The organism is Streptococcus sp. 21.1 (assembly GCF_016648635.1).
GTDB lineage: Bacteria > Bacillota > Bacilli > Lactobacillales > Streptococcaceae > Streptococcus.
The window spans coordinates 115,824-137,173 of record NZ_JACLQL010000005.1; the positions used below are offsets into that span (position 1 = coordinate 115,824).

21 protein-coding genes are annotated in these 21,350 nt (G+C 37.6%); 5 read left to right on the plus strand and 16 right to left on the minus strand.

Annotated features, from left to right (window positions below; genetic code table 11):
- Positions 1 to 24: 24 nt before the first annotated feature.
- The 10 genes from ftsA to H7U01_RS05430 all read right to left on the minus strand — a co-directional run bounded on the left by ftsA (position 25) and on the right by H7U01_RS05430 (position 9,836).
- Complete coding sequence (gene ftsA / locus H7U01_RS05385) at positions 25 to 1,401, minus strand: cell division protein FtsA (protein WP_037600477.1); 1,377 nt, start codon at positions 1,399 to 1,401, stop codon at positions 25 to 27.
- Positions 1,402 to 1,527: 126 nt separating this feature from the next.
- Entirely contained in the window at positions 1,528 to 2,670 is a 1,143-nt protein-coding gene (locus H7U01_RS05390) for a cell division protein FtsQ/DivIB (RefSeq protein WP_064524711.1), read from the minus strand.
- A gap of 9 nt (positions 2,671 to 2,679) precedes the next feature.
- Positions 2,680 to 3,750 (minus strand): UDP-N-acetylglucosamine--N-acetylmuramyl-(pentapeptide) pyrophosphoryl-undecaprenol N-acetylglucosamine transferase, encoded by a 1,071-nt coding sequence (locus H7U01_RS05395; RefSeq protein ID WP_201041244.1) that lies wholly within the window; start codon positions 3,748 to 3,750, stop codon positions 2,680 to 2,682.
- A gap of 3 nt (positions 3,751 to 3,753) precedes the next feature.
- Complete coding sequence (gene murD, locus H7U01_RS05400; RefSeq protein ID WP_064524713.1) at positions 3,754 to 5,106, minus strand: UDP-N-acetylmuramoyl-L-alanine--D-glutamate ligase; 1,353 nt, start codon at positions 5,104 to 5,106, stop codon at positions 3,754 to 3,756.
- A 127-nt stretch (positions 5,107 to 5,233) separates the two neighbouring features.
- Positions 5,234 to 5,503, minus strand: coding sequence for a DUF3165 family protein (locus tag H7U01_RS05405; RefSeq protein WP_064524715.1), 270 nt, complete (start codon positions 5,501 to 5,503; stop codon positions 5,234 to 5,236).
- Positions 5,504 to 5,522: 19 nt separating this feature from the next.
- Positions 5,523 to 7,373 (minus strand): translational GTPase TypA, encoded by a 1,851-nt coding sequence (typA, locus tag H7U01_RS05410; RefSeq protein WP_002884130.1) that lies wholly within the window; start codon positions 7,371 to 7,373, stop codon positions 5,523 to 5,525.
- Between the two features lie 140 nt (positions 7,374 to 7,513).
- Complete coding sequence (locus tag H7U01_RS05415) at positions 7,514 to 8,482, minus strand: ROK family glucokinase (protein ID WP_037600464.1); 969 nt, start codon at positions 8,480 to 8,482, stop codon at positions 7,514 to 7,516.
- Positions 8,475 to 8,681 (minus strand): YqgQ family protein, encoded by a 207-nt coding sequence (locus H7U01_RS05420; RefSeq protein ID WP_002890657.1) that lies wholly within the window; start codon positions 8,679 to 8,681, stop codon positions 8,475 to 8,477. The genes H7U01_RS05415 and H7U01_RS05420 overlap by 8 nt, the downstream gene beginning before the upstream one ends.
- A 107-nt stretch (positions 8,682 to 8,788) precedes the next feature.
- Positions 8,789 to 9,226, minus strand: a complete 438-nt coding sequence (locus tag H7U01_RS05425) for a Fur family transcriptional regulator (RefSeq protein ID WP_064524717.1) — start codon at positions 9,224 to 9,226, stop codon at positions 8,789 to 8,791.
- An 88-nt stretch (positions 9,227 to 9,314) separates the two neighbouring features.
- The gene (locus H7U01_RS05430; RefSeq protein ID WP_002890656.1) at positions 9,315 to 9,836 is read right to left on the minus strand and encodes a Dps family protein; all 522 of its coding nucleotides are present in this window, start codon (positions 9,834 to 9,836) and stop codon (positions 9,315 to 9,317) included.
- Positions 9,837 to 9,945: 109 nt separating this feature from the next.
- Here H7U01_RS05430 and H7U01_RS05435 point away from each other — a divergent pair, with 109 nt between their 5' ends.
- The gene (locus H7U01_RS05435; protein WP_201041245.1) at positions 9,946 to 10,602 is read left to right on the plus strand and encodes a prepilin peptidase; all 657 of its coding nucleotides are present in this window, start codon (positions 9,946 to 9,948) and stop codon (positions 10,600 to 10,602) included.
- A gap of 29 nt (positions 10,603 to 10,631) precedes the next feature.
- On the opposite strand, the gene H7U01_RS05440 is transcribed toward H7U01_RS05435, so the two are convergent.
- From H7U01_RS05440 to H7U01_RS05465, 6 genes are all read right to left on the minus strand, one after another.
- Entirely contained in the window at positions 10,632 to 12,023 is a 1,392-nt protein-coding gene (locus H7U01_RS05440) for a serine hydrolase (RefSeq protein WP_073950585.1), read from the minus strand.
- A 98-nt stretch (positions 12,024 to 12,121) separates the two neighbouring features.
- Positions 12,122 to 12,727 carry a superoxide dismutase SodA gene (gene sodA / locus H7U01_RS05445; RefSeq protein ID WP_049545964.1) on the minus strand — a complete coding sequence of 202 codons (606 nt, stop codon included), beginning with the start codon at positions 12,725 to 12,727 and terminating at the stop codon, positions 12,122 to 12,124.
- A 95-nt stretch (positions 12,728 to 12,822) separates the two neighbouring features.
- Entirely contained in the window at positions 12,823 to 13,857 is a 1,035-nt protein-coding gene (gene holA, locus H7U01_RS05450) for a DNA polymerase III subunit delta (RefSeq protein WP_064524720.1), read from the minus strand.
- 67 nt (positions 13,858 to 13,924) lie between these two features.
- Entirely contained in the window at positions 13,925 to 16,747 is a 2,823-nt protein-coding gene (gene ppc / locus H7U01_RS05455; RefSeq protein WP_014634244.1) for a phosphoenolpyruvate carboxylase, read from the minus strand.
- A 175-nt stretch (positions 16,748 to 16,922) separates the two neighbouring features.
- Positions 16,923 to 17,318, minus strand: a complete 396-nt coding sequence (locus tag H7U01_RS05460) for a DUF4430 domain-containing protein (RefSeq protein WP_002884044.1) — start codon at positions 17,316 to 17,318, stop codon at positions 16,923 to 16,925.
- On the minus strand, positions 17,315 to 17,788 hold the full coding sequence (locus H7U01_RS05465) for a hypothetical protein (protein WP_201041246.1): 474 nt from the start codon (positions 17,786 to 17,788) through the stop codon (positions 17,315 to 17,317). The genes H7U01_RS05460 and H7U01_RS05465 overlap by 4 nt, the downstream gene beginning before the upstream one ends.
- A 290-nt stretch (positions 17,789 to 18,078) precedes the next feature.
- On the opposite strand from H7U01_RS05465, the gene H7U01_RS05470 reads away from it, so the two are divergent.
- From H7U01_RS05470 to H7U01_RS05485, 4 genes are all read left to right on the plus strand, one after another.
- A complete protein-coding gene (locus tag H7U01_RS05470; RefSeq protein WP_201041247.1) occupies positions 18,079 to 18,807 on the plus strand; it encodes a metal ABC transporter ATP-binding protein in 729 nt (242 codons plus the stop codon).
- The gene (locus H7U01_RS05475) at positions 18,797 to 19,636 is read left to right on the plus strand and encodes a metal ABC transporter permease (protein ID WP_201041248.1); all 840 of its coding nucleotides are present in this window, start codon (positions 18,797 to 18,799) and stop codon (positions 19,634 to 19,636) included. The genes H7U01_RS05470 and H7U01_RS05475 overlap by 11 nt, the downstream gene beginning before the upstream one ends.
- Positions 19,637 to 19,656: 20 nt before the next feature.
- Positions 19,657 to 20,583 carry a metal ABC transporter substrate-binding protein gene (locus tag H7U01_RS05480; RefSeq protein ID WP_073950595.1) on the plus strand — a complete coding sequence of 309 codons (927 nt, stop codon included), beginning with the start codon at positions 19,657 to 19,659 and terminating at the stop codon, positions 20,581 to 20,583.
- A 79-nt stretch (positions 20,584 to 20,662) separates the two neighbouring features.
- Positions 20,663 to 21,310 (plus strand): metal-dependent transcriptional regulator, encoded by a 648-nt coding sequence (locus H7U01_RS05485; RefSeq protein ID WP_037600899.1) that lies wholly within the window; start codon positions 20,663 to 20,665, stop codon positions 21,308 to 21,310.
- The last annotated feature ends 40 nt before the right edge of the window (positions 21,311 to 21,350 follow it).

Consider the following 21,350-nt stretch of genomic DNA (forward strand, 5'->3'; position numbering starts at 1 on the left):
TTTCCTCGCTTTTACTAGATTCAATTAATCAAACATACTGCCGAAAATTCCACGAACACGATCACCAAGTTTTTGTTTTTGTTCATGATTTTCTTCTTCAACTGGCAGAGGTACCTCAATAGTGTTCTCAACAGGAATAGGATTTGGTTGAGGAGCCACTCGAGGTGCTGGAGCAGGAGTTCTATCAAAACTCAAGGAAGGAGCCTCATTGTCGATTGGTTTACGACGTAGATACTCTTCACCAGACACAGCCTGTTGCGCGATGATGTCAACTTCTGTAAGAAGACCAACATACTCAACAAGACTAATCACATTTGCAAACATTGGATTACGGATACCAACTTGGTTTGGCACGTAAAGTTTAACATTTGTTTCAAAAATCTCTTGAGCAACTTCAACCACACCTGGCATGATAGCTGTTCCACCTACAAGGACAATGCCACCAGGCAAATCAAGTAGACGTCCTCGAGTCAAGTCTTGTTTAACTCTATCAAGGATATGCTTCACACGAGCTGAGATAATCTCAGCAAGGTATTTTTCTGTAATTTCAACAGGTGAATTCTCACCTACAACCTCTACTTGGACAGTTTCTGTTTCGCTTGCTTCTTCAATATCTGCATTACCAAAATTGAACTTAAGCGCTTCAGCAATCTGCATTGAAGTCTTCAAAACTTTTGAAATATCCTTAGTGATGTACTCGCCACCTTCAGAATAAATATTGGTAAATTGAAGTTCTTGAGCACGCATGCTTGCAACAGTTGTTTGACCGCCACCCATATCAATAACAGTAGCACCAAACTCACGTTCACCTTCATTCAGAACAGCACGTGTCATTGCAAGAGGAGAGATGATAATATTCTCTACTTGAATACCAGCACGTTCAACTGTCTTACGAAGGTTGTGAAGAATTGTTGTTGGTCCTGTATAAATGAGACCTCTCATTTCAAGACGAATCCCCATCATTCCACGAGGATCACGAATTCCTTGGAAGCCATCAACAATAAACTCTTCAGGAACTAGTGAGATAACCTCACGCTCAGGTGTAATGCTCTTTGTCAAGGCTGAGCGAACAACACTTTCAACATCTTCATCTTTGATTTCTTTTGATTCACTTGTTACAGGTATCATACCTTGTGTAGGCTCAATTTGAAGAAGATTAGCTGGAAGCCCAACGTTCACTTGCTCAATAACAATCCCAGCTTTTTCCTCTGCTTGTTCAATAGCTGTTTTGATTGTTTTCGCTGCAGCGTCAATGTCAACAATGATGCCATCTTTCACACCAGAACTCTTAACATTACTTACACCGATGACATTCATTGATCCATCAATAAACTCAGCAACAAGAACCTTAATCGAGCTAGTTCCTATATCTAATCCTGTAAAAAAGCCATCTCTAGCCATTCACTCGACCTCTCAATCTTTCCATTCAATATCTTTGTAAACTGTATAAAAACAGAATTATTCGGATACTATTGTACCATAAAAAAACGTAAAATGTCAGCATTTTACGTTTTTTATTATTCAATATTAGCCTTGGGCAGGGGAAGGACGAAGAGTTGTTTCTTGACCAACAGTTGGATTTTCTTGTCCTTGAATACCCGGATTTTCAGAATTAGACTCTTCCTCAGAATGCTGTTCAGTTGATGTTGTAGTATCTTGATCTTCTTCAGAAGTTGTATTTTCATCCTTTTTATCAGTCTTATCTTTGTCTTTCTTTTTATCCCCATCAGTTTTTGATGATTCAACCTCAGGAGTCGTTGTATAAAGTCCAACTTCCATATCAACAATACTTCCATCTGAAAGTTGGTTCTTAATTTTCTCGTAGTAAGGGAGCTTAACCGTTAATTGAGAAAGAGGAACACGAATGGAATTGCCATCATACAGCTCAATCGTTAGTAAATCTGAAGTTGCTTTAGTTGGCGTAAGATTAATAATTTGAATATTATTCTTGATTTTTGAATCAAGTTTATTTAATTCTTTTACTAAATCTTCGATTTTCTTCTCGTCATCCATCTTTAAAGTGATGAATTTATCAGGTAGATTGCTAGTTGAAACCGTTCCTCCTGTCTTACCACTTTCAAGAATAGAAACATAACCATTTGTAGTTTGACGATAAGCAACAATTGGGTATTCTTTTACTGCAATATTAAATTGATTTGGAAAACTATAAGTTACTGTAGCCTTTTTAACCCAAACATTGGTTTTTTCAACAGTTGATGCAATCTTTCCTTGGTTGAAAAAGACATGAGTGATATAGTCTGTATCAAGAATTCCACTTGCAACTTTCACATCTTCTGGTAGAGCATTTTTTGTTCCTGATACAGTGAGAAACTTTTGTTTTGACCAAGGTGAAATAAAGAAAAGTGAAAATACGATTAGGAGTGCAGCGATAAAAATAACTAGTCCCGCAAGATTTTGTTGTGCAATTGGAATATTACTACTCGTATTCCCTTTTTTTCGTTTCTTCTTTTTGGTCCTTTTTTTCTTTTTAACCTTCTTTTTCACTGATGGTTGGCTCTCATTTGAAGTCGCTCCTTCTGGATGAACGACCTTTCCATTCGTAAATTCTTCAGAATCTTCGGTTTCTTTTTTTCTCAAAAATTCGAGGTTTCTCTTCTGCCACTCTGTGAGAACTTGTTTTTCTTGTGATTCTTGATCCTTTTTTGCCATGAAATTCCTTTATTTTTTTGAAATACTAGTCACTAATAGGTTATAAAAATCATCAGGAGAAGTAATTTCCTCAGATTTAGCCATAGCTTCTTTGTAAGTCTCTGCATGTTCAACAAGTTGTTCAAGCTCATGATTTAAGGTTTCCCAACTTAACTCTGCTTCCTGTAATTGACGTGCGTAACCTTTTCGTTCAAAATAGGCAGCATTTTCAAGTTGGTCTCCTCGGCTAGCTTCTTTCCCTAAAGGAATAATTAAATGAAGTTTTTTCATAGCTAACAATTCAAAAATCGTATTTGAACCACCACGAGTGACAACTAAATCTGCCGTATCCATAAGAGGTTGATACAAATCTGTCACATAATCAACTCTATAAAGATGACGTTCTAAGGTATTCAATGAAGAGTCCCCAGAAATATTAATGACATTATATTTTTCAGTCAGTTGTGGAGTATTACTAATAAAATCATTAAATACCTTTGCACCAGCTGATCCACCTATGAAAAGGACAGTTTTTAACTTGTCATCAAACTGTACTTTAATCTTATCCAGAGCATCAGACTGATTGGACGTTGCCATCCCTACCTTTGTAATAGCACCTATATGTTTTGTCTTCGCCAATCCTTTAGATTGTTCAAAAGTCGTAAACATAGTAGTCGCAAATTTATAGGCAATCTTATTGGCCAAGCCCATAGAAAGATCAGACTCATGCACATATACAGGAACGCCTAATAACTTAGAAGCAATTACCGGTGGCACTGAGACAAATCCACCTTTTGAAAAGAGTGCTTGAGGACGAATCTTGGCAATAATTGCAATTGACTGTAGAATCCCCCAACCAACTTTAAAGACATCCAACAAATTTTGCCATGAGAAATAACGACGTAGTTTACCTGTAGCAATACTATGGAATGTCACATCCAAGCCAGATTTATCAATTTGCTCGTGTTCAATTCCGTGCTTATCACCAATATAGTGCACTTCCCATCCATCTTTTAGAAATTTTGGAATTAAGATAAGATTTAAAGTCACATGTCCAACAGTTCCACCACCGGTAAAAACAATTTTTTTCGCTTTTGCCATAGCCTATCCCTTCAATTGCTCAACAGTTGTGATAAATTCGTCACCACGCACTTCGAAATTCTTGTACATATCCCAGCTTGCATTTGCAGGGCTCAACAAGACAACATCTCCTGCACTGGCTTGATCAAAAGCAATACGTGTCGCATCTGCCACATCTTTGGCATCAAGATAAGTTACTCCTGCTTTATCAGCAGCACGCTTGACACGAGGAGCTGATTCCCCTAAAATCACCATTTTCTTAAGACCGGTAATGTCAGGAATGAGTTCATCAAATTCATTACCACGGTCCAAACCACCAGCAATCAAAATGACTTTACTATTATCAAAACCAGAAAGTGCTTTTTGTGTCGCTAAAATATTAGTTGACTTACTATCATTATAGAATTTCACTTCATCGATAGTATCAACGAATTGGAGACGGTGCTTAACACCACCAAAACTTGCGAGGGTTTCCTTTATAGCTTGGTTTGAAATACCTGACAATTTTGCTACAGCTATAGTTGCCAAGGCATTTTCAACATTGTGACTACCAGGAACGCCAATTTCATCAGCTCGCATCACTAATTCACCTTTGAAGTAAAGAGCACCATTTTCAAGATAGGCACCATCTACTTTTTCCACTGTTGAGAATGAAACTACTTGTGCCTTAGTTTGTGTAGCTAATTCCTTAGCTAAATCTTGATTGAAGTTCAAAACAACAAAATCATCCACAGTCATTTGATTTTGAATATTCCACTTAGCAGCCACATATGCTTCAAAACTACCATGATAGTCAATATGTGTCGGCATCAAGTTAGTAATCACAGCAATATGTGGATGGAAGCTGTCAATCCCCATCAATTGGAAAGAAGACAATTCCATAACTAAGGTATCTTGATTAGTTACTGACTGTGCAACTTCTGACGCAGGGAAACCAATATTCCCAGACAAGACACCTGATTTACCACCATGATTTAGGACATCAGCAATCATAGTTGTCGTTGTTGTCTTACCATTTGACCCTGTAATACCGATAATAGGTGCTTCAGATACTAGATAGGCCAATTCCACTTCAGTCCAAACCGGAATACCTTTTTCTAGTGCACGAGCTACCATTGGATTGTCATAACGAATTCCAGGATTTTTCACCATTAATTCAAAATTTTCATCCAAAAGTTCAAGAGGATGTCCGCCGCAAACAACCTTAATGCCTTCTTCAAGAAGGGCTTGGGCCGATGGATTTTCCTCAAATGGTTTACCATCATTTACTGTGACAATAGCACCCAACTTAGCCAATAGGCGAGCAGCTGCTTCACCAGATTTAGCCAAGCCAAGGACCAAAACTTTTTTATTTTCAAATTGTGTTACTGATTTCATAATTCGTCCATTCTCTCAAATTGTATCATAATCATTTTACCCTTTATCCCAAGCTATTTCAAGGAGTTACCTCTTCTTGGTAAAAGAAAAAGCCAATCTATCAGACTGACTTTTAATCTCATGCTACTTATTTATCTTCATGCTCAGCTTTTTCATGATTAAGGTCCGACATGGCGAAAAAATCTTTCAAGGTGAAATAGCTCAATACAAGCATTCCAACTGTAACAAAGAACTCACCAGGTAGGCTGAAGAATTTAATAATTGATAGCACTGCCAAAAGTAGGAGCAATGCTAAGGTAGCCATGACAAAGAGAAGATTCATGGTGTTTTTTACCGACTTTGGTGCAATAAAGAAATAGAATGATGCAATCAATACAGCAACAATCAGATAAAACATCTCTTCTCCTCTCTATATATTATTCAGCTTCTGCTGCTTTTTTCTTACGTTTATTGGCTTTATCACGCTCTGCTTTATTCAAAATTTGTTTACGCAAGCGGATAGATTCAGGCGTTACTTCCATGTATTCATCATCATCCAAGAATTCAAGTGATTCTTCAAGAGTCAAGATACGTGGAGTCTTGATAACAGCCGTTTGGTCCTTAGTTGCTGAACGCACGTTTGTCATTTGTTTTGCTGTAGTGATATTGACACCAAGGTCATTTTCACGAGCATTTTCACCAACAATCATACCTTCATAAACTTCAGTACCTGGGTTAACAAAGATTGTACCACGTTCTTCAATACGCATAATTGAGTAAGTTGTCGCTTTACCTGTATCGATAGAAACGAGGGCACCACGGTGACGTCCACCAATTTCACCAGCAACAACTGGCAAGTATTGGTCGAAGGTATGGTTCATGATACCGTAACCACGTGTCATAGACAAGAATTCAGTAGAGAATCCGATAAGTCCACGAGCTGGTACAAGGAAGATAAGGCGAGTTTGACCGTTACCAACCATTTGCATATCAAGCATGTCACCTTTGCGTTCTGAAAGGGCTTGGATGATAGAACCTTGGTACTCTTCTGGAGTATCAATTTGAACACGTTCAAATGGCTCACATTTCACGCCATCAATTTCTTTGATGATAACTTCTGGACGAGACACTTGAAGTTCGTATCCTTCACGACGCATTGTTTCAATAAGGATAGACAAGTGCAATTCACCACGACCTGATACAGTCCATTTATCTGGAGAATCAGTTGGATCAACACGAAGAGAAACGTCTGTTTGCAACTCTGCCAAAAGACGCTCTTCAACCTTACGTGATGTCACGTGTTTACCTTCACGGCCGGCAAACGGTGAGTTATTCGCCAAGAAAGTCATTTGAAGTGTTGGTTCGTCAATACGAAGAACTGGCAATGGTTCAACAGCATCAGTTGGTGTAATTGTTTCACCAACGAAGATGTCTTCCATACCTGAGATGGCAATCAAATCACCAGCTTTTGCTTCTTCAATTTCACGACGTTCCAAACCAAAGAAACCGAAAAGTTTAGTAACACGGAAGTTCTTTGTTGTTCCGTCAAGTTTTGAAAGGGTAACTTGGTCACCAACTTTTACAGTTCCACGGAAGATACGTCCAATACCGATACGACCAACAAAATCATTGTAGTCAAGAAGCGACACTTGGAATTGAAGAGGCTCATCTGAGTTATCTACAGGAGCTGGGATGTGATCAATAATAGTGTCAAAGATTGGAGCCATAGTGTGCTCTTGATCAGCAGGGTTATCTGACAATGATGATGTACCGTTAATCGCTGACGCATACACAACTGGGAATTCCAACTGATCATCATCGGCACCAAGCTCGATGAAGAGTTCAAGAACCTCATCAACAACTTCTTCCGGACGTGCTGATGGTTTATCAATCTTGTTAACAACAACGATAGGTGTCAAGTTTTGCTCAAGCGCTTTTTTCAGCACAAAACGTGTTTGAGGCATTGTACCTTCGTAGGCATCGACAACAAGGACAACCCCATCAACCATTTTCATGATACGTTCAACTTCTCCACCGAAGTCCGCGTGACCTGGTGTATCCATGATGTTGATACGTGTACCGTTATAAGCAACTGCTGTATTTTTGGCAAGAATTGTAATTCCACGTTCTTTTTCAAGATCGTTTGAGTCCATTGCACGCTCATCAAGCTCTTTACGCTCATCAAGAGTGTGTGATTGTTTCAACAATTCATCAACAAGTGTTGTTTTACCGTGGTCAACGTGGGCAATGATGGCTACGTTACGGATATCTTCTCTAAGTTTAGTCATTTTTTCCTCTTTAATTTTTATTTCAACTTTTAAAGTATACCACATTTTCAACAAAATGGCAGAGCTCAGCTGATTGTAAACGTTTTTCAACAAGAAAAAGGTGCTGTCCACCTATAATTGGTCAGACACACCTTCTGTCATTAGTTATCAATTGTAAGTGCAAGACTAGCAGCTCCAATAATACCAGCATCATTTCCAAGCTCTGCTAATTTCACTTTTGTTGTACGGCGAACTTGTGGGAATGCATAACGTGTAAAGTATCCTTCAACACGGCTACGCAAGAATTCACCAGCTGCTGAAACACCACCACCGATTACAACTGAATCTGGGTTAAGAATGTTTGAAATGTTTGCTGTTGCAAGTCCGAGGTATTGAGAGACTTTATCAACAATGCTATTAGCAAACTTATCACCTTCAGCAGCAGCTACGAAGATATCTTTACTTGTCACTTGCTCACCATTATCTACAGCAGCTTTAATAGAAGAGTTCCCTTCGTATCCTTCTGCCAAATGACGTGCTAAACGTACAACACCTGTTGCTGAAGCTACAGTTTCCAAACACCCCTTGTTTCCGCATGTACATTCAAATCCTGTTTCAGGTTCAACAATAATGTGACCAATTTCACCACCAGCACCGGCAACACCATGAATTAAATTACCATCAGCGATAACACCGCCACCAACACCTGTACCCAATGTTACAAAGACAACATCTGGATTGTTAGCACCAGCACCAACCCAACGTTCCCCCAGTGCAGCCACATTAGCATCATTATCAATAGCGAATGGAATACCAAGTTCTTTTTCAATGACAGAGCCAACTTCTTGAGTTTCTGCCCAGTTCAAGTTAAAAGCACCCGTTACTGTTTTATTTTCACGGTCAACTGCACCTGGAGATCCCATACCAATTCCAATGAAGTCTTCAGCAGTAAGTCCATACATTTCCAAACGGTGTTTCAAAGATTCTACAATGTTAGGAACGATGTGGCGACCATTTTCAAGCGTATTTGTCTCAATAGCCCATTTTTCTTGCACTTCACCTTCCGAAGTCAAAATACCAAACTTAACAGTTGTTCCACCAAGGTCAATTCCTAAGAGTTTTTTAGCCATTTTCTTTCTCCATTTCAATGCGATGTTCACGTCGTAAAATCATTTCAGCAGTAAGATAGTTGTCCTTGTCAACTAAACCATTCTGGTAGAGGGCTTCTAATTCAATCTTCATCATTTCGATATCATAGAGCCTTTTCCCTAGGTAAACCACTATGCCAAACTGTTTCAACAACTGTTGAACGTCATATAAAGTTTTCATAGCAATATTTTAGCAAAAAGCTTCTGCCATGACAAGATAGTTTTGAAAACCTTTACAGATTATTGTATACTTCAAGACTTAAAAAACCTAAGTCATTAAGACTCAGGTTATTGACAGTTTGGGCAAATCCCATGTAATATCATCTGTTCACGAGTAATGTGAAAACCAGTTTGTGATTCTACCTTTTCCTTGAAAGACGGAATCGGTAGGTCTAAGTCGGTAATGTGACCGCATTTTTCACAAACAATATTTAAGTGATCATGTCCCATAAAATCATAATAGGTTGTATTATCATTATTAACCTTAATTTCAGAGACAATCCCTTCTTCAACCAACACCTTCAGGTTGTTATAGACCGTCGCCAAGCTCATCCCAGGATTGTCAGGGAGAAGGTCATAATATATCACATCTGCACTAGGGTGTTGATCAGACATCATCAAATAACGAATAACAGCTTTACGAGATTCCGTCAACCGAATTCCCTTAGCTTTTAACTGATTTAGGACATCTTCATAAACGCCTAGACTACGTCGATGCTCAGACATATCGCCGCCTCCCTTCTTCTAAAAGTATTTTACGATTATTATACACTTTTAGAGGAACTCTTGACAATCATCTTAACTCAAAATTTGATTATTTCAAGCCTGGTGCTTGTCCAAGTTCAGCAGTCAACATCCAGATTGTCTTATCAATTTCAGATTTAGCTGCAGTGAAGATATCATTTGAAGGAGCATCTCCTTCTTCATCTGTGATATCCAAACCAACTTGGAACAATACTGACAAATATTTGTATGTATCAACCAATAATTGAATTTGATCAGACATCGGTTTATCAAATGTGCCAGTAGTTTCAGTCAAGCCTGAATTAGATGAAAATTCTACCAAAGTTGAGTATGGTTCCCCACCGATAGTAATCAAACGTTCACTAATAACATCAAGATGAGCATTCAAACTATCCATCAATTCATCCATTTTTGGATGAAGATAGAGGAAACCAGGACCACGCATATACCAATGAACTTGGTGAACAATTGAAGCTGCTACAGACAAATCAGCAACTGCTTGATTCAAAACTGCTTTAGTTTTTGTATTTGTTGGAGTTTCAGCTTGTTGGTTAACTGTTTCATTGATTGTTTCTTTAATTGAATCTACCATATTAATTCTCCTTATTTAGAATTACTATTATTTACACTTTTATTTTAGAATATTTCTAAATAATATGCAAGTGAAATGCTTTTTCTCATTCTTTTTCGAATAATTAGGTATGTTAAGCATTATTTATTTTTTTCTAGGAGCCTCTTTAGGCTCATTTATCGGACTAGTTTGTGATCGTTTTCCTGAGAACTCGATTATTTTTCCTAGTAGTCACTGTAGCTATTGCAAGCATCAGTTGCGTTTTTCCGAGATGATTCCTATCCTCTCACAACTTTTCTTAAGATCTCGATGTCGTTCATGTCAGTCTCCTATCCCTTTTTGTTACCTCTTTATGGAAATATTTTGTGGGGTAATATGTCTTCTATATTTCTATGACTTTTTAAGTCTTGAAGTAACCTACTTTCTTTACTTCAGCCTTTGTTTATCTATTTTTGATTTGAAACAGAAATCCTATCCACTTCTGATTTGGATAGTTGGAACAGTCCCACTCCTATTCATGGGCAACTATTACCTCACATTTGCCATAGGGATAATCCTCGCTTTCCTTTCTTTTATAAAACATCTAAACATTGGGGAAGGTGATTTTCTCTACTTAGCAAGTGCCTCACTTATTTTCCCATTTTCAAAAATACTTCTAACTATCGAGCTTGCCTGCCTATTAGGGCTAGCGTACTTCCTTATACGAAGAAATCTTAAGGAATGTATCGCATTTGTTCCATTTCTTTTTCTAGGGATTGTACTTCTTACCTTTTATTCAATTGTATAGAAAAAAGCCGATAAACTCGGCTTTCTTTATTAGTTCATATTAACACGGTGCCACTCATTAATAACATAAGAGAGCATTCCTAATTGTTGGAGACCCCAACCGCTGATTTCATCTGAATTTTCAGTTGATCCACCAAGGTAACGTGTATAGATTGCAACCATATAAGGTGTATCTTCCATAACGATAGCATCAACGTTAAGTGCTTCACGGACATAACCTGGTTTTTGATAAATTGTCAGATTAGGAAGATATGTCTTGTAGTACTCATTAGGGAATGACTCACCAATGTAGTGGAGAATATCCTTGTAATTATCTTGGTGTTTCCAAAGGTAATCCAAAACTTGGATGTAATAATCCGTCGTTGTCTTATTACCATGCATTTGGATGGTCTTCACTTCACCTTTTGATTTACCGTATTTATCAAGCATACCATAGAATTTTTCCATACCACCAAGGCGTTCCGCCAAAGCATAGGCTGGAGTATTCTCAGAGTAAACAAGAGAATACTCTTGCATTTCTGGAATAGTCATTGAACCACCGAAAGCAGCAACATAATTATCATGTTCGCCTTGATACTCATACTCAGTATTAGTAATATCAAAACGTTCAGTTAAAGAAAGTTTTCCTTTATTAACCTGATCCATGACAAGCATGTTTAGTGGCAATTTATAAGTTGATCCTGCAGTCATTGGCTGAGTATCATTCATAGAGAATTGCTCATTTGTCTTGGTATTTTTATATGAAAAGGCAATTTGGCTAGACTCGATACCTTGGTCAGCCATAAAAGCTTCAACCACTTGGTTCAATGTCATGTTAGCATAATCATAATACAAGCCATTACCATACATGGTATCTGCATCTGCTTCCATGACTGCTTGTTTAGCTTCGGCTGATTTATTAGTTGGAGTTACCTTTTCCTCTTTTTCTTTGTCTTCTTTTTTAGTGACTTTAGAACTAGAGCCGAAGATATTTCCAAGGCTACCGGTGTGACCAGCTTTTTTCCCACGTCCTGCTAAAGCAAGCATGGCAACAAACAAAAGTATTACCAGAACACCTAGGAAGGCTAAGATAAGATATGCTTTTTTATCATCACGAGATGATTTTGATTTAGATTTTTTAGAGCGTTTACTTCTAAGTGCCAAGGTTTCAGTTTTTGTTTCTTTTTCCTTGTGCTCAACTGGTACTACTGTTTCTTCAGCTACTTTTTTGTCTGCTGATTTTTTAGAAACCTTTTTTGTATCTTTTTTCGCTTCTTTTTTGTTGGCCTTTTTAGCGCCTTTTTTGACATCTTTTTTAGTATCTTTAGTGTCTTTCTTGACGTCTTGTTGAAGGTCTTGTTTTACCGAATCTTTCTTTTTATCTTTAGTTTTTCGGCGACTTCCACTGTACTTCTTGCTTGAATGTTTTTTCTTTTTTTTCATAACAATAATAGTTTAAGCTATAATTCACTAAAAAGCAAGGAGATTTTACAATCATATTACAAAAAAATTATCCTCTTTTATTGAGGATAATTTTAAACTTATTTAGCTGCTGCATAAAGCTCAGCAACTTTATTCCAGTTAATGATTTCAAAAAAAGCTTTGATGTAGTTTGGACGTACGTTACGGTAGTTTAGGTAGTAAGCATGCTCCCAAACATCAAGCGCCAAGATTGGTTTCTTACCATCTGAGATAGGAGTGTCTTGGTTAGCAGTTGAAACAACTTCAAGTTTACCTTCATCGTTAACAACAAGCCATGCCCAACCTGAACCAAAACGAGTTGTTGCTGCTGCTGTGAAAGCTTCTTGGAAGGCTTCAAATGACCCGAAAGCTTCGTTAATAGCAGCTGCTACTTCAGCAGTTGGTTCTTGTTTTTCAGGAGACAAAAGTTCCCAGAAAAGTGCGTGGTTAAGGTGTCCACCACCATTATTAATAAGTGCTTGACGAATATCAGCTGGGATTTGTTCCACATCAGCCAAAAGTGCTTCAAGGTCTTCACCAATTTCTGGGTGTTTTTCAAGAGCAGCATTAGCATTTGCTACATAAGTTGCATGGTGTTTATCGTGGTGAAGAGTCATTGTTTCAGCATCAATGTATGGTTCCAAAGCATCATATGCGTAAGGAAGGTCTGGAAGAATAATTGCCATAGTAAAGGTCCTCTTTTCATTTTTTCTCCATTTTACCGCAAAGTGGTAGAGCTTTCAAAAATTTTGCTTACAAAATCATAGAAAACTCCATACCTCTAGCGGTTTGATAGAATTTTTAAAAGTGCTAAATCAAACAAGTAGTCTTTATCTAAAGTTCCTGTTTTTATCTGGTAATCTGTCTCTACTAAAATCTTAATCGTCATCATTAAGAATGTTACTGATAAGGGACGGCTATCTCTCAGTGCGAAACGAACCTGAAACTGATTAACTTTACGCCCTAGATAATCTGAGAGACTTGAAACAATTTGCTGCTCACTTTTACCTTGAGCAGATAAAAGTTTAACCTGTAAATAGGTACGAAACTGTCCCAACATAACAGCAATCAACTTAATCTCATCTTCACCCTGCAGCCGTAAATCATGAACCAATTCACGAACGCTCTGAATCTGTCCTCGTATAAGAAGTTGCGTCATATCAAAAATGTTATCTTGCAAACTTTTCGGAATGGCCTCAGCAATATCTTGCGATGAGATGTTTCCTTCCGTTTTATATCCCTTTAGAAAAGCTAAGTTTTTTTGAACATCTGAAAAATCAAAATTTGACTTGATCAAAAGTTCCTCAAAGACTCCTGTATCAAATGTAAGCCCCTCTTGATGCGCCTGCTTTTGAAAATAGGTTCTAAGTTCTGCATCTTTTAAAGGACTAGCTTCAAGCACCATGGCATCACGTTTGAGAAGTTTGACTAAACGACGCTTTCCATCTAGCTTTCCTGCAGACATTAAGACAAGACGAGTTGTTTCAACAGGAGACTCAAGATAATTTTCAAGACGCTTCAACTCTTTCTCATCCAGATACGACTTTTTAGCAGTAGTCATATCTGCGAAATGATCAAAAATGACCACCTTCTCATCTGCAAAAAAAGGCATACTTTCTAAATCGAGCTCAGCATCTTGATAATCAGTCTCCGACATATCAAAATAAGAATAGGTTAAGTCACTGGAATCAAAACCAATTTGTTTTAAAAATTTTTCTTTAGCTTGACTATACTGCCCTAAATCCTCGCCCGCCAAGACCGTTATCATGGGGAGCTTTTCTTTGGACAGCTTTTCAATCGTTTCCATAGCAATCATGGTTTTATTATAACAGAATTTTCACCATAACAAAAAGCCCACCACTAAAGTGATGAACTTTACTTTATTAACCAGAGTTACGAAGGCCTGTTGCAATACCGTTGATGGTAATGTGAATAAGGCTTATTTCGTCATCGGTCAAATCATTGTTACGAAGACGTTTAATCAATTCAATTTGGATGTAGTTCAAGACATTGAAGTATGGCAAACGGAAGTCCAAACTTGCTTTAAGTGATGGACTTTCATCAAGGAAGCCATCATGTTTTTCAATAGCAAGAATAACATCCTTAGTCAACTGCCACTCATCCAAAATAATATTGAAGACACTACGTACTTCTTCACTCTCTGCCAATTGTGCATAGTGGAAGGCGATATTCATGTCTGATTTTGAAAGCACCATGTCCACGTTTGACAAAAGTGAACGGAAGAATGGCCATGTTTCAAACATATGTTGAAGTTTCTCAAGGTTGCCTTCTTCAGCTTGGATAAAGCGATTAAAGGCAGAACCCACACCATACCAACCTGGGAACATGATACGGTTTTGTGACCATGAGAATACCCAAGGAATCGCACGAAGACCAGAAATCTCAGTAATAGTCTTACGAGCCGCTGGACGAGAACCGATATTCAAACTTGAGACTTCTTTAATAGGGCTTGCTTCAAAGAAGTAATCATAGAAATGTTCATTTCCAAAGACTAGATCGCGATAGATAACATTAGAATCATGAACAATACCGTCCATAATTTCACGGAAATCAACCAATTCATCTGGGTCCGCAATCTGACGTGTTACCATACGGTCAAGAGCAGCTGAAACAAGCATTTCAAGATTGTAGTAGGCAGCATCCTTATTACCATATTTATTACCGATAACTTCACCTTGTTCAGTCAAACGGATACGGTCCTTAATAGTACCAAATGGTTGAGACGTAATAGCATCGTATGATGGGCCACCACCACGACCGACAGTACCACCACGACCATGGAAGAAGGTAATCTTAATGCCACGCTCTTCACCAATCTTAGTCAATTCATTTTGAGCTTTGTAAAGCGTCCAACCTGAAGACAAGTAACCACCATCTTTGTTAGAGTCTGAGTAACCCAACATGATTTCTTGGTAGTTGTTGCTATTCTTGATCCAACGTTTAACGATATCATAACCAAGATATTGTTTCATGATATCATTAGAGTTTTCCAAGTCTTCGATAGTTTCAAAAAGTGGAACGATTTGGACACGCGCACGTTCTGTATCAACCAAGCCAACTTCTTTAAGAAGGATAGCCAACTCAAACATATCAGAAACGCTCTCAGTGTGAGAAATGATATGTTGTTTGATGACATCTTCACCGATATAGTCTTTCAAGAGACGAGCAGTGCGGAAGATCGCCAATTCTTTTTCAAGTGTTTCAGACTTAGGCACATTAGTTGATGACAAGGTACGAGGGTCTTCTTGCAATTCTTTAAGAAGAACCGCAACTTTTTCAACCTCTGTTAATTCACTATAGTTATCAACAATATTTGCAGATTTAAGCAACTCTGCTACACATGCTTCATGAACACTTGAATCTTGACGCATATCGATTGTAGCAAGATAGAAACCAAAGACTTCTACAGCTTGAAGAAGCTCTTCGAAATCACCTGAAATCAAGACAGCATCGTCGTTTTCAAGAAGTGAATTTTTGATTGCCAAAAGATCGTCATGGAAGGCATCTGCTGTTTCGTAGAATTCTGTTGTTTGTTGTGAGACAGCTTGAAGACTTTGGCTGAGACGTTGTTGCACGTAATCAGCTACTACTTCACCTGTTGAAGCTGAACCCAGACGAACATTTTCAGAAAGGCGTTTAGCAACTCTTTCCTTATTGAAGTTTCCTTCTTTAAAGAAAAGAAGTGTCTGAATCAACTTAGACTGGATGTAACTGAAAGCACGACGGTAGGGTTCATTTTCACGATAAACAGATGTATCTGGAGAATGTTTCGCCATCTCTGCTACTGTATCTGAAACCTCAGTCAAGCGTGATGAAAGTGAGAATGAACGATAAAGATTATCAACTTTTTCGATATAGTAGTTGAGGATAACTTCACTTTGCAATGTTGCAGAAAGTTTAAGAGTTTCTGCTGTTACAAATGGGTTCCCGTCACGGTCACCACCAATCCACATACCCATAGTAATAGGGGTTGGATTGTCGAGTTCAATACCTTTTTCAACTGCTAAACGTTTGAATTCATGTGATAAGTTCGTAATCGCCTTAATCAATGAGGAGTTATAATACTCCATAACGTTAGTGATTTCGTTTTTAACCTTAAGTTTTTTCTCACGAATGATATCTGTTTGCATCATAATTTCTACATAACGACGCAAATCTGCATACCATTTATCCTTGTTAATAAGACCAGCCTTAACATCACGATGCTTACGGAGAAGTTCGTGAATGTGGTTAGTCAATTCAAGCATAGTTTTACGTTGAACCTGAGTTGGGTGAGCTGTCAAAACTGGCACGACATTGACATGTTCAAGAATGTCACGTGCATTATCACTTTCAGCGACAACATCAAAGGTTTCAGACAACTTACCTAGATAAGATTCATCAATATTGTTCTTGTGGTTGACTTCATAAGCCAAATCCACGTCCTCAGAGATATTAATCAAGAGAGGTAACAAAGAGAAATAACGTGATGCAACGACCATATCGTCATTCGTCATTTCTGAAATGGCTTGTGTAAGGGCCACATAGTCACCTTCATCATAAAGTTCAACCAAATGTTGGATAGTTGTGAGACCTTGCTCTCCAGCCATGCCTCGTGTTGCATCATCCAACAATTCTTTCAAGATACCAACTTCTTCAGAGATGATTTCCTGGTTGTTACTGCTTTCCAATTTGTTAAAAGCCAAACCGTATTCTCCTTACTTTATGTAGTACCCTTTTATCATATCACTTTTAAAACAAAAGTAAACTATTTTCCTTTAAATCGTCAGTTATTTTGCAATTTTCCGACTTTTTCAAACAATTTTTTAAGTCTATTTCCGAACTTTATAAAAAAAAGACTCTGAAACAGAGTTCAGAATCTTAATTATACTTTTTTTGATAGAATTTGATTTCATCGCCATCTTCAACCTTAAGTTGGTTGGCTGCTTTTTCACCAAGTTTCCCATTAACATCAAACATCCAATAGATGCCCTTATCTTTATCTTGAGAAATACCATCAATCTCAGTGATAAAGCCATCGTTTTCTTGAACAGGATAGACCTCTTCCAAGACATCAAGCACTGTATCCCCTTTTTGGATTTCTACTGATTTTTTCTTACTTTCCTTATCTGTTTTCAAAATCAAAGTCACTTGACCTTGAACCTTAGACTGATGATTGTTTGTGCTACTAGTAAGTTTAGCTGCCTCATTTTTTCCACAGGCTGCTAGGGTAACAAGTGATAAAGCGAGAAAGATATAGGTTAATAATTTTTTCATTTCAAAAACCTCCGAAAAATAGACTGTATGAATGGATAAAATAGAAGCGTCGATATTGCATGATAGGTGTCGTAAAGTAGACCAGAAATAACAAAGGTAATCCCACTTTTAAATAGGAGGCCATAGCTGTAATCCATGAGAATCCCATAGAGAAAGGACAAAAGAGTGACCAAAGCAATCTGCCAGACAAGTGATAACCTAGGTGCCATCAAACTCCAAAGAGCCATCAATACTCCGAATGCCAGAATCTGATTAAAGACCCAGGGACCAAAACCAAAGATGAATCCTGAGATGGACATGGTTAAAGCCATAATCAATAGACCATCAACCAAACCCAAATAAAGAACAGCCACAAAAAACATAGCTGTAATAGGCTGAATATTTGGCAATCCTATAAATGCTGACCGCAATCCTACTGCCAGAGCTGACAGAATAGCTATCCGAGCCATTCGTTGAATCGTTAATTTCATATATCTATTATGCCAGAAATAAGAAAATATGACTAGTTTAAAAAAAAAAAAACTAAAGATTTCTTGAAATACAGAGTGAGATTGTGCAATTTTTAGAAAATAACGTTCCTTGTTGCCTCTCCCAAATATCAAACAGTTTGAGCAGGATGAATATTTGAGATAAAAAGTGTACTCTCATTCACTATCCTCTGTCATCTTGACAACTATAAAAAAATTAACTTCAATTAATTATATAAGTTAACTTGACTTAATTTTTGTTTTAAAGTATATTAAACCCAAGGAGGTAGCTAATGATTCAAATTGAAAATATTAATGTGTCTTACCAACAGACATTAGCTCTGGATAATATCACCTTAAACTTGGAGGGACCTAGTATTACTGGAATTATTGGACCAAATGGTGCTGGTAAATCAACTCTAATTAAAGCATTGATTGGTATTATTCCTCACTCTGGAAAAATCCTTTTCAATAAACAACCTATTCGTCAGCAATTGAATCGTATTTCCTATGTTGCACAGAAGGCTGATATTGATTTTAACTTTCCGATTACTGTCAGAGAGTGCATCTCTCTAGGACTCTATCCCAAAACCAAGTTCTTTAAACGTCTATCTAAGAGTGATTGGTCTAAGGTCACAGATGCTTTAACACTACTCGGTCTAAATGATTTGGCTCATCGACAAATAAGCCAATTATCAGGAGGTCAATTTCAACGTGTTCTAATTGCTCGTTGTCTTGTACAAGAGGCAGATATTATTTTATTAGATGAGCCCTTTGTAGGGATTGACTCTGTTAGCGAAGATATTATCATGAACACCTTGAGAGAACTTAGGGACAAAGGTAAGCTTATTCTTATTGTCCACCATGATTTGAGCAAAGTTTCTCATTATTTTGACCAAGTTATCCTCCTAAATCGTAAACTGATTGCTAGTGGGCCTACTAATCTTATTTTTAATGAGGATAATCTCCGTAAAACCTACGGTAACAGTTTATTTTATAAAGGAGATGTAAATGATTTCTGAATTTATTGATGGTTTGCTAAATTTCCACTTCTTACAAAATGCTCTTATAACGGCTTTAGTTATTGGAATTGTCGGGGGTGCTGTTGGTTGTTTTATTATTCTAAGAGGGATGTCACTTATGGGTGATGCAATTTCACATGCGGTTCTACCTGGGGTAGCCATTTCCTTTATCTTGGGTATTAACTTTTTCATAGGAGCCATCATCTTTGGACTTTTAGCTTCTACAATGATTACCTATATCAAAAGTAATTCCATTATTAAGAGTGACACGGCAATTGGGATTACCTTTTCGAGCTTTCTAGCTCTCGGTATTATTCTCATCGGTGTTGCTAATAGTTCCACAGATCTCTTTCATATTCTCTTCGGGAATATTCTAGCTGTTCAAGACATGGATATGTGGATAACGATTATCGTTTCACTTCTCGTACTAGCAACTATTACAATCTTCTTTCGCCCTCTACTCCTAACATCCTTTGATCCAATTTTGGCCAAGTCAATGGGAGTTAAAGTCTCCTTCTACCATTACTTACTGATGGTTATTCTAACCTTGGTTGCTGTAACTGCCATGCAAAGTGTTGGTACTATTCTTATTGTGGCACTTTTAATTACACCGGCTGCTACTGCCTACCTTTATGCTCATAGCCTAAAAACAATGATTCTTCTCTCATCAGGATTAGGGGCTCTGGCATCTGTTCTAGGTCTTTTTATCGGCTATAGTTTTAATATTGCAGCTGGTTCAAGCATTGTATTAACGTCTGCTCTACTCTTTCTCATCAGCTTTTTCATCGCCCCTAAACAAAGTGGCATGAATAAAACTTATAAACAATAGAATAATAGGATGAAAATAATATGAAAAAAATACTATCAACAATAGTACTACTACTTTTAGCGGTAGTTACTCTAACAGCTTGTACCAATAAACAAGGCAGTAGCAAGGATAAATTACGAGTCGTTACGACCAATTCCATTATTGCTGATATCACCAAAAATATTGCTGGAGATAAAATCACTCTCCACTCTATTGTCCCCGTTGGTAAGGATCCTCACGAATACGAACCTCTTCCTGATGATGTAAAGAAGACATCGCAAGCTGACTTAATTTTTTACAACGGTATCAATTTAGAAACTGGTGGAAATGCTTGGTTTACTAAGTTAGTCAAGAACGCTCATAAGACAGAAAATAAAGATTATTTTGCAGTTAGTGATGGTGTTGAGGTAATTTACCTTGAAGGTCAATCAGAAAAAGGTAAGGAAGATCCCCACGCTTGGCTTAATCTGGAAAATGGGATTATTTATGCTCAAAATATTGCCAAGCAACTGATTGCTAAGGACCCTAAAAACAAGACCTACTACGAAAAGAATCTAAAATCCTATACTGAAAAACTTAGTAAACTGGACCAAGAAGCTAAAGAGACATTTAACAAGATTCCCGATGAGAAAAAACTGATTGTCACTAGTGAAGGATGCTTCAAATACTTCTCTAAAGCCTATGGCGTACCATCTGCCTACATCTGGGAAATCAATACAGAAGAAGAAGGCACACCAGAACAAATCAAAACACTAGTTGAAAAACTACGTCAAACAAAGGTACCAGCTCTCTTTGTCGAATCTAGTGTCGATGAACGCCCTATGAAAACAGTATCTAAGGATACCAATATTCCTATTTATGCAAAGATCTTTACAGATTCTATTGCTGAAAAAGGGCAAGACGGTGATAGCTACTACAACATGATGAAATATAATCTGGATAAAATCACCCAAGGCTTGAATCAGTAAAAATCTTATCTAAGAAATATTCTGTATTCTTATGATAAATCTGTTATACTATGGTGAGACTATTTTCAAAGGAAGAGAAATGACACCTAATAAAGAAGACTACCTCAAATGTATCTATGAGATTGGTACTGAAGAAGGTAAAATAAGCAATAAGGAAATCGCAAACCGTATGCAGGTGTCTCCACCTGCTGTGACGGAAATGATTAAGAAATTGATTTCAGAAGACCTCATCATCAAAGACAAAGTCAAGGGCTATCTTCTAACGAAAACTGGTAAAATCAATGTCGCTGAACTCTATCGGAAACATCGTCTCATCGAAGTCTTTTTGGTGGACCACTTGCAATATACTTGTGACCTAATTCATCAAGAGGCTGAAATTTTAGAGCATACTGTCTCTGATCACTTTATCAATGCCCTTGACCGCCTACTCAATTACCCCCAAACCTGTCCACACGGTGGGCAAATCCCCAAGTCAGGTCAGCTCATAGAGGAAATCTACAACCAGACTTTTACACAAGACCTAACTCCTGGAGACTATGTACTTCGTCGAGTTCAGGATCAAATTGATTTACTCCATTATTTGGAAACTGTCGGTCTTAAAATTGGGGTAACTTTTACCTTGAAAGGCTTTGACCCTTTTACACAACTCTACCGCCTGAATATTGATGGAAAAGAAATTCAAATTCCAGAAACTGTTGCTAGCAACCTTTATATTGAATCAAACTAAAAAAGCGAGGCTGATAAACACCTTTAGAAGTGTCATCAGT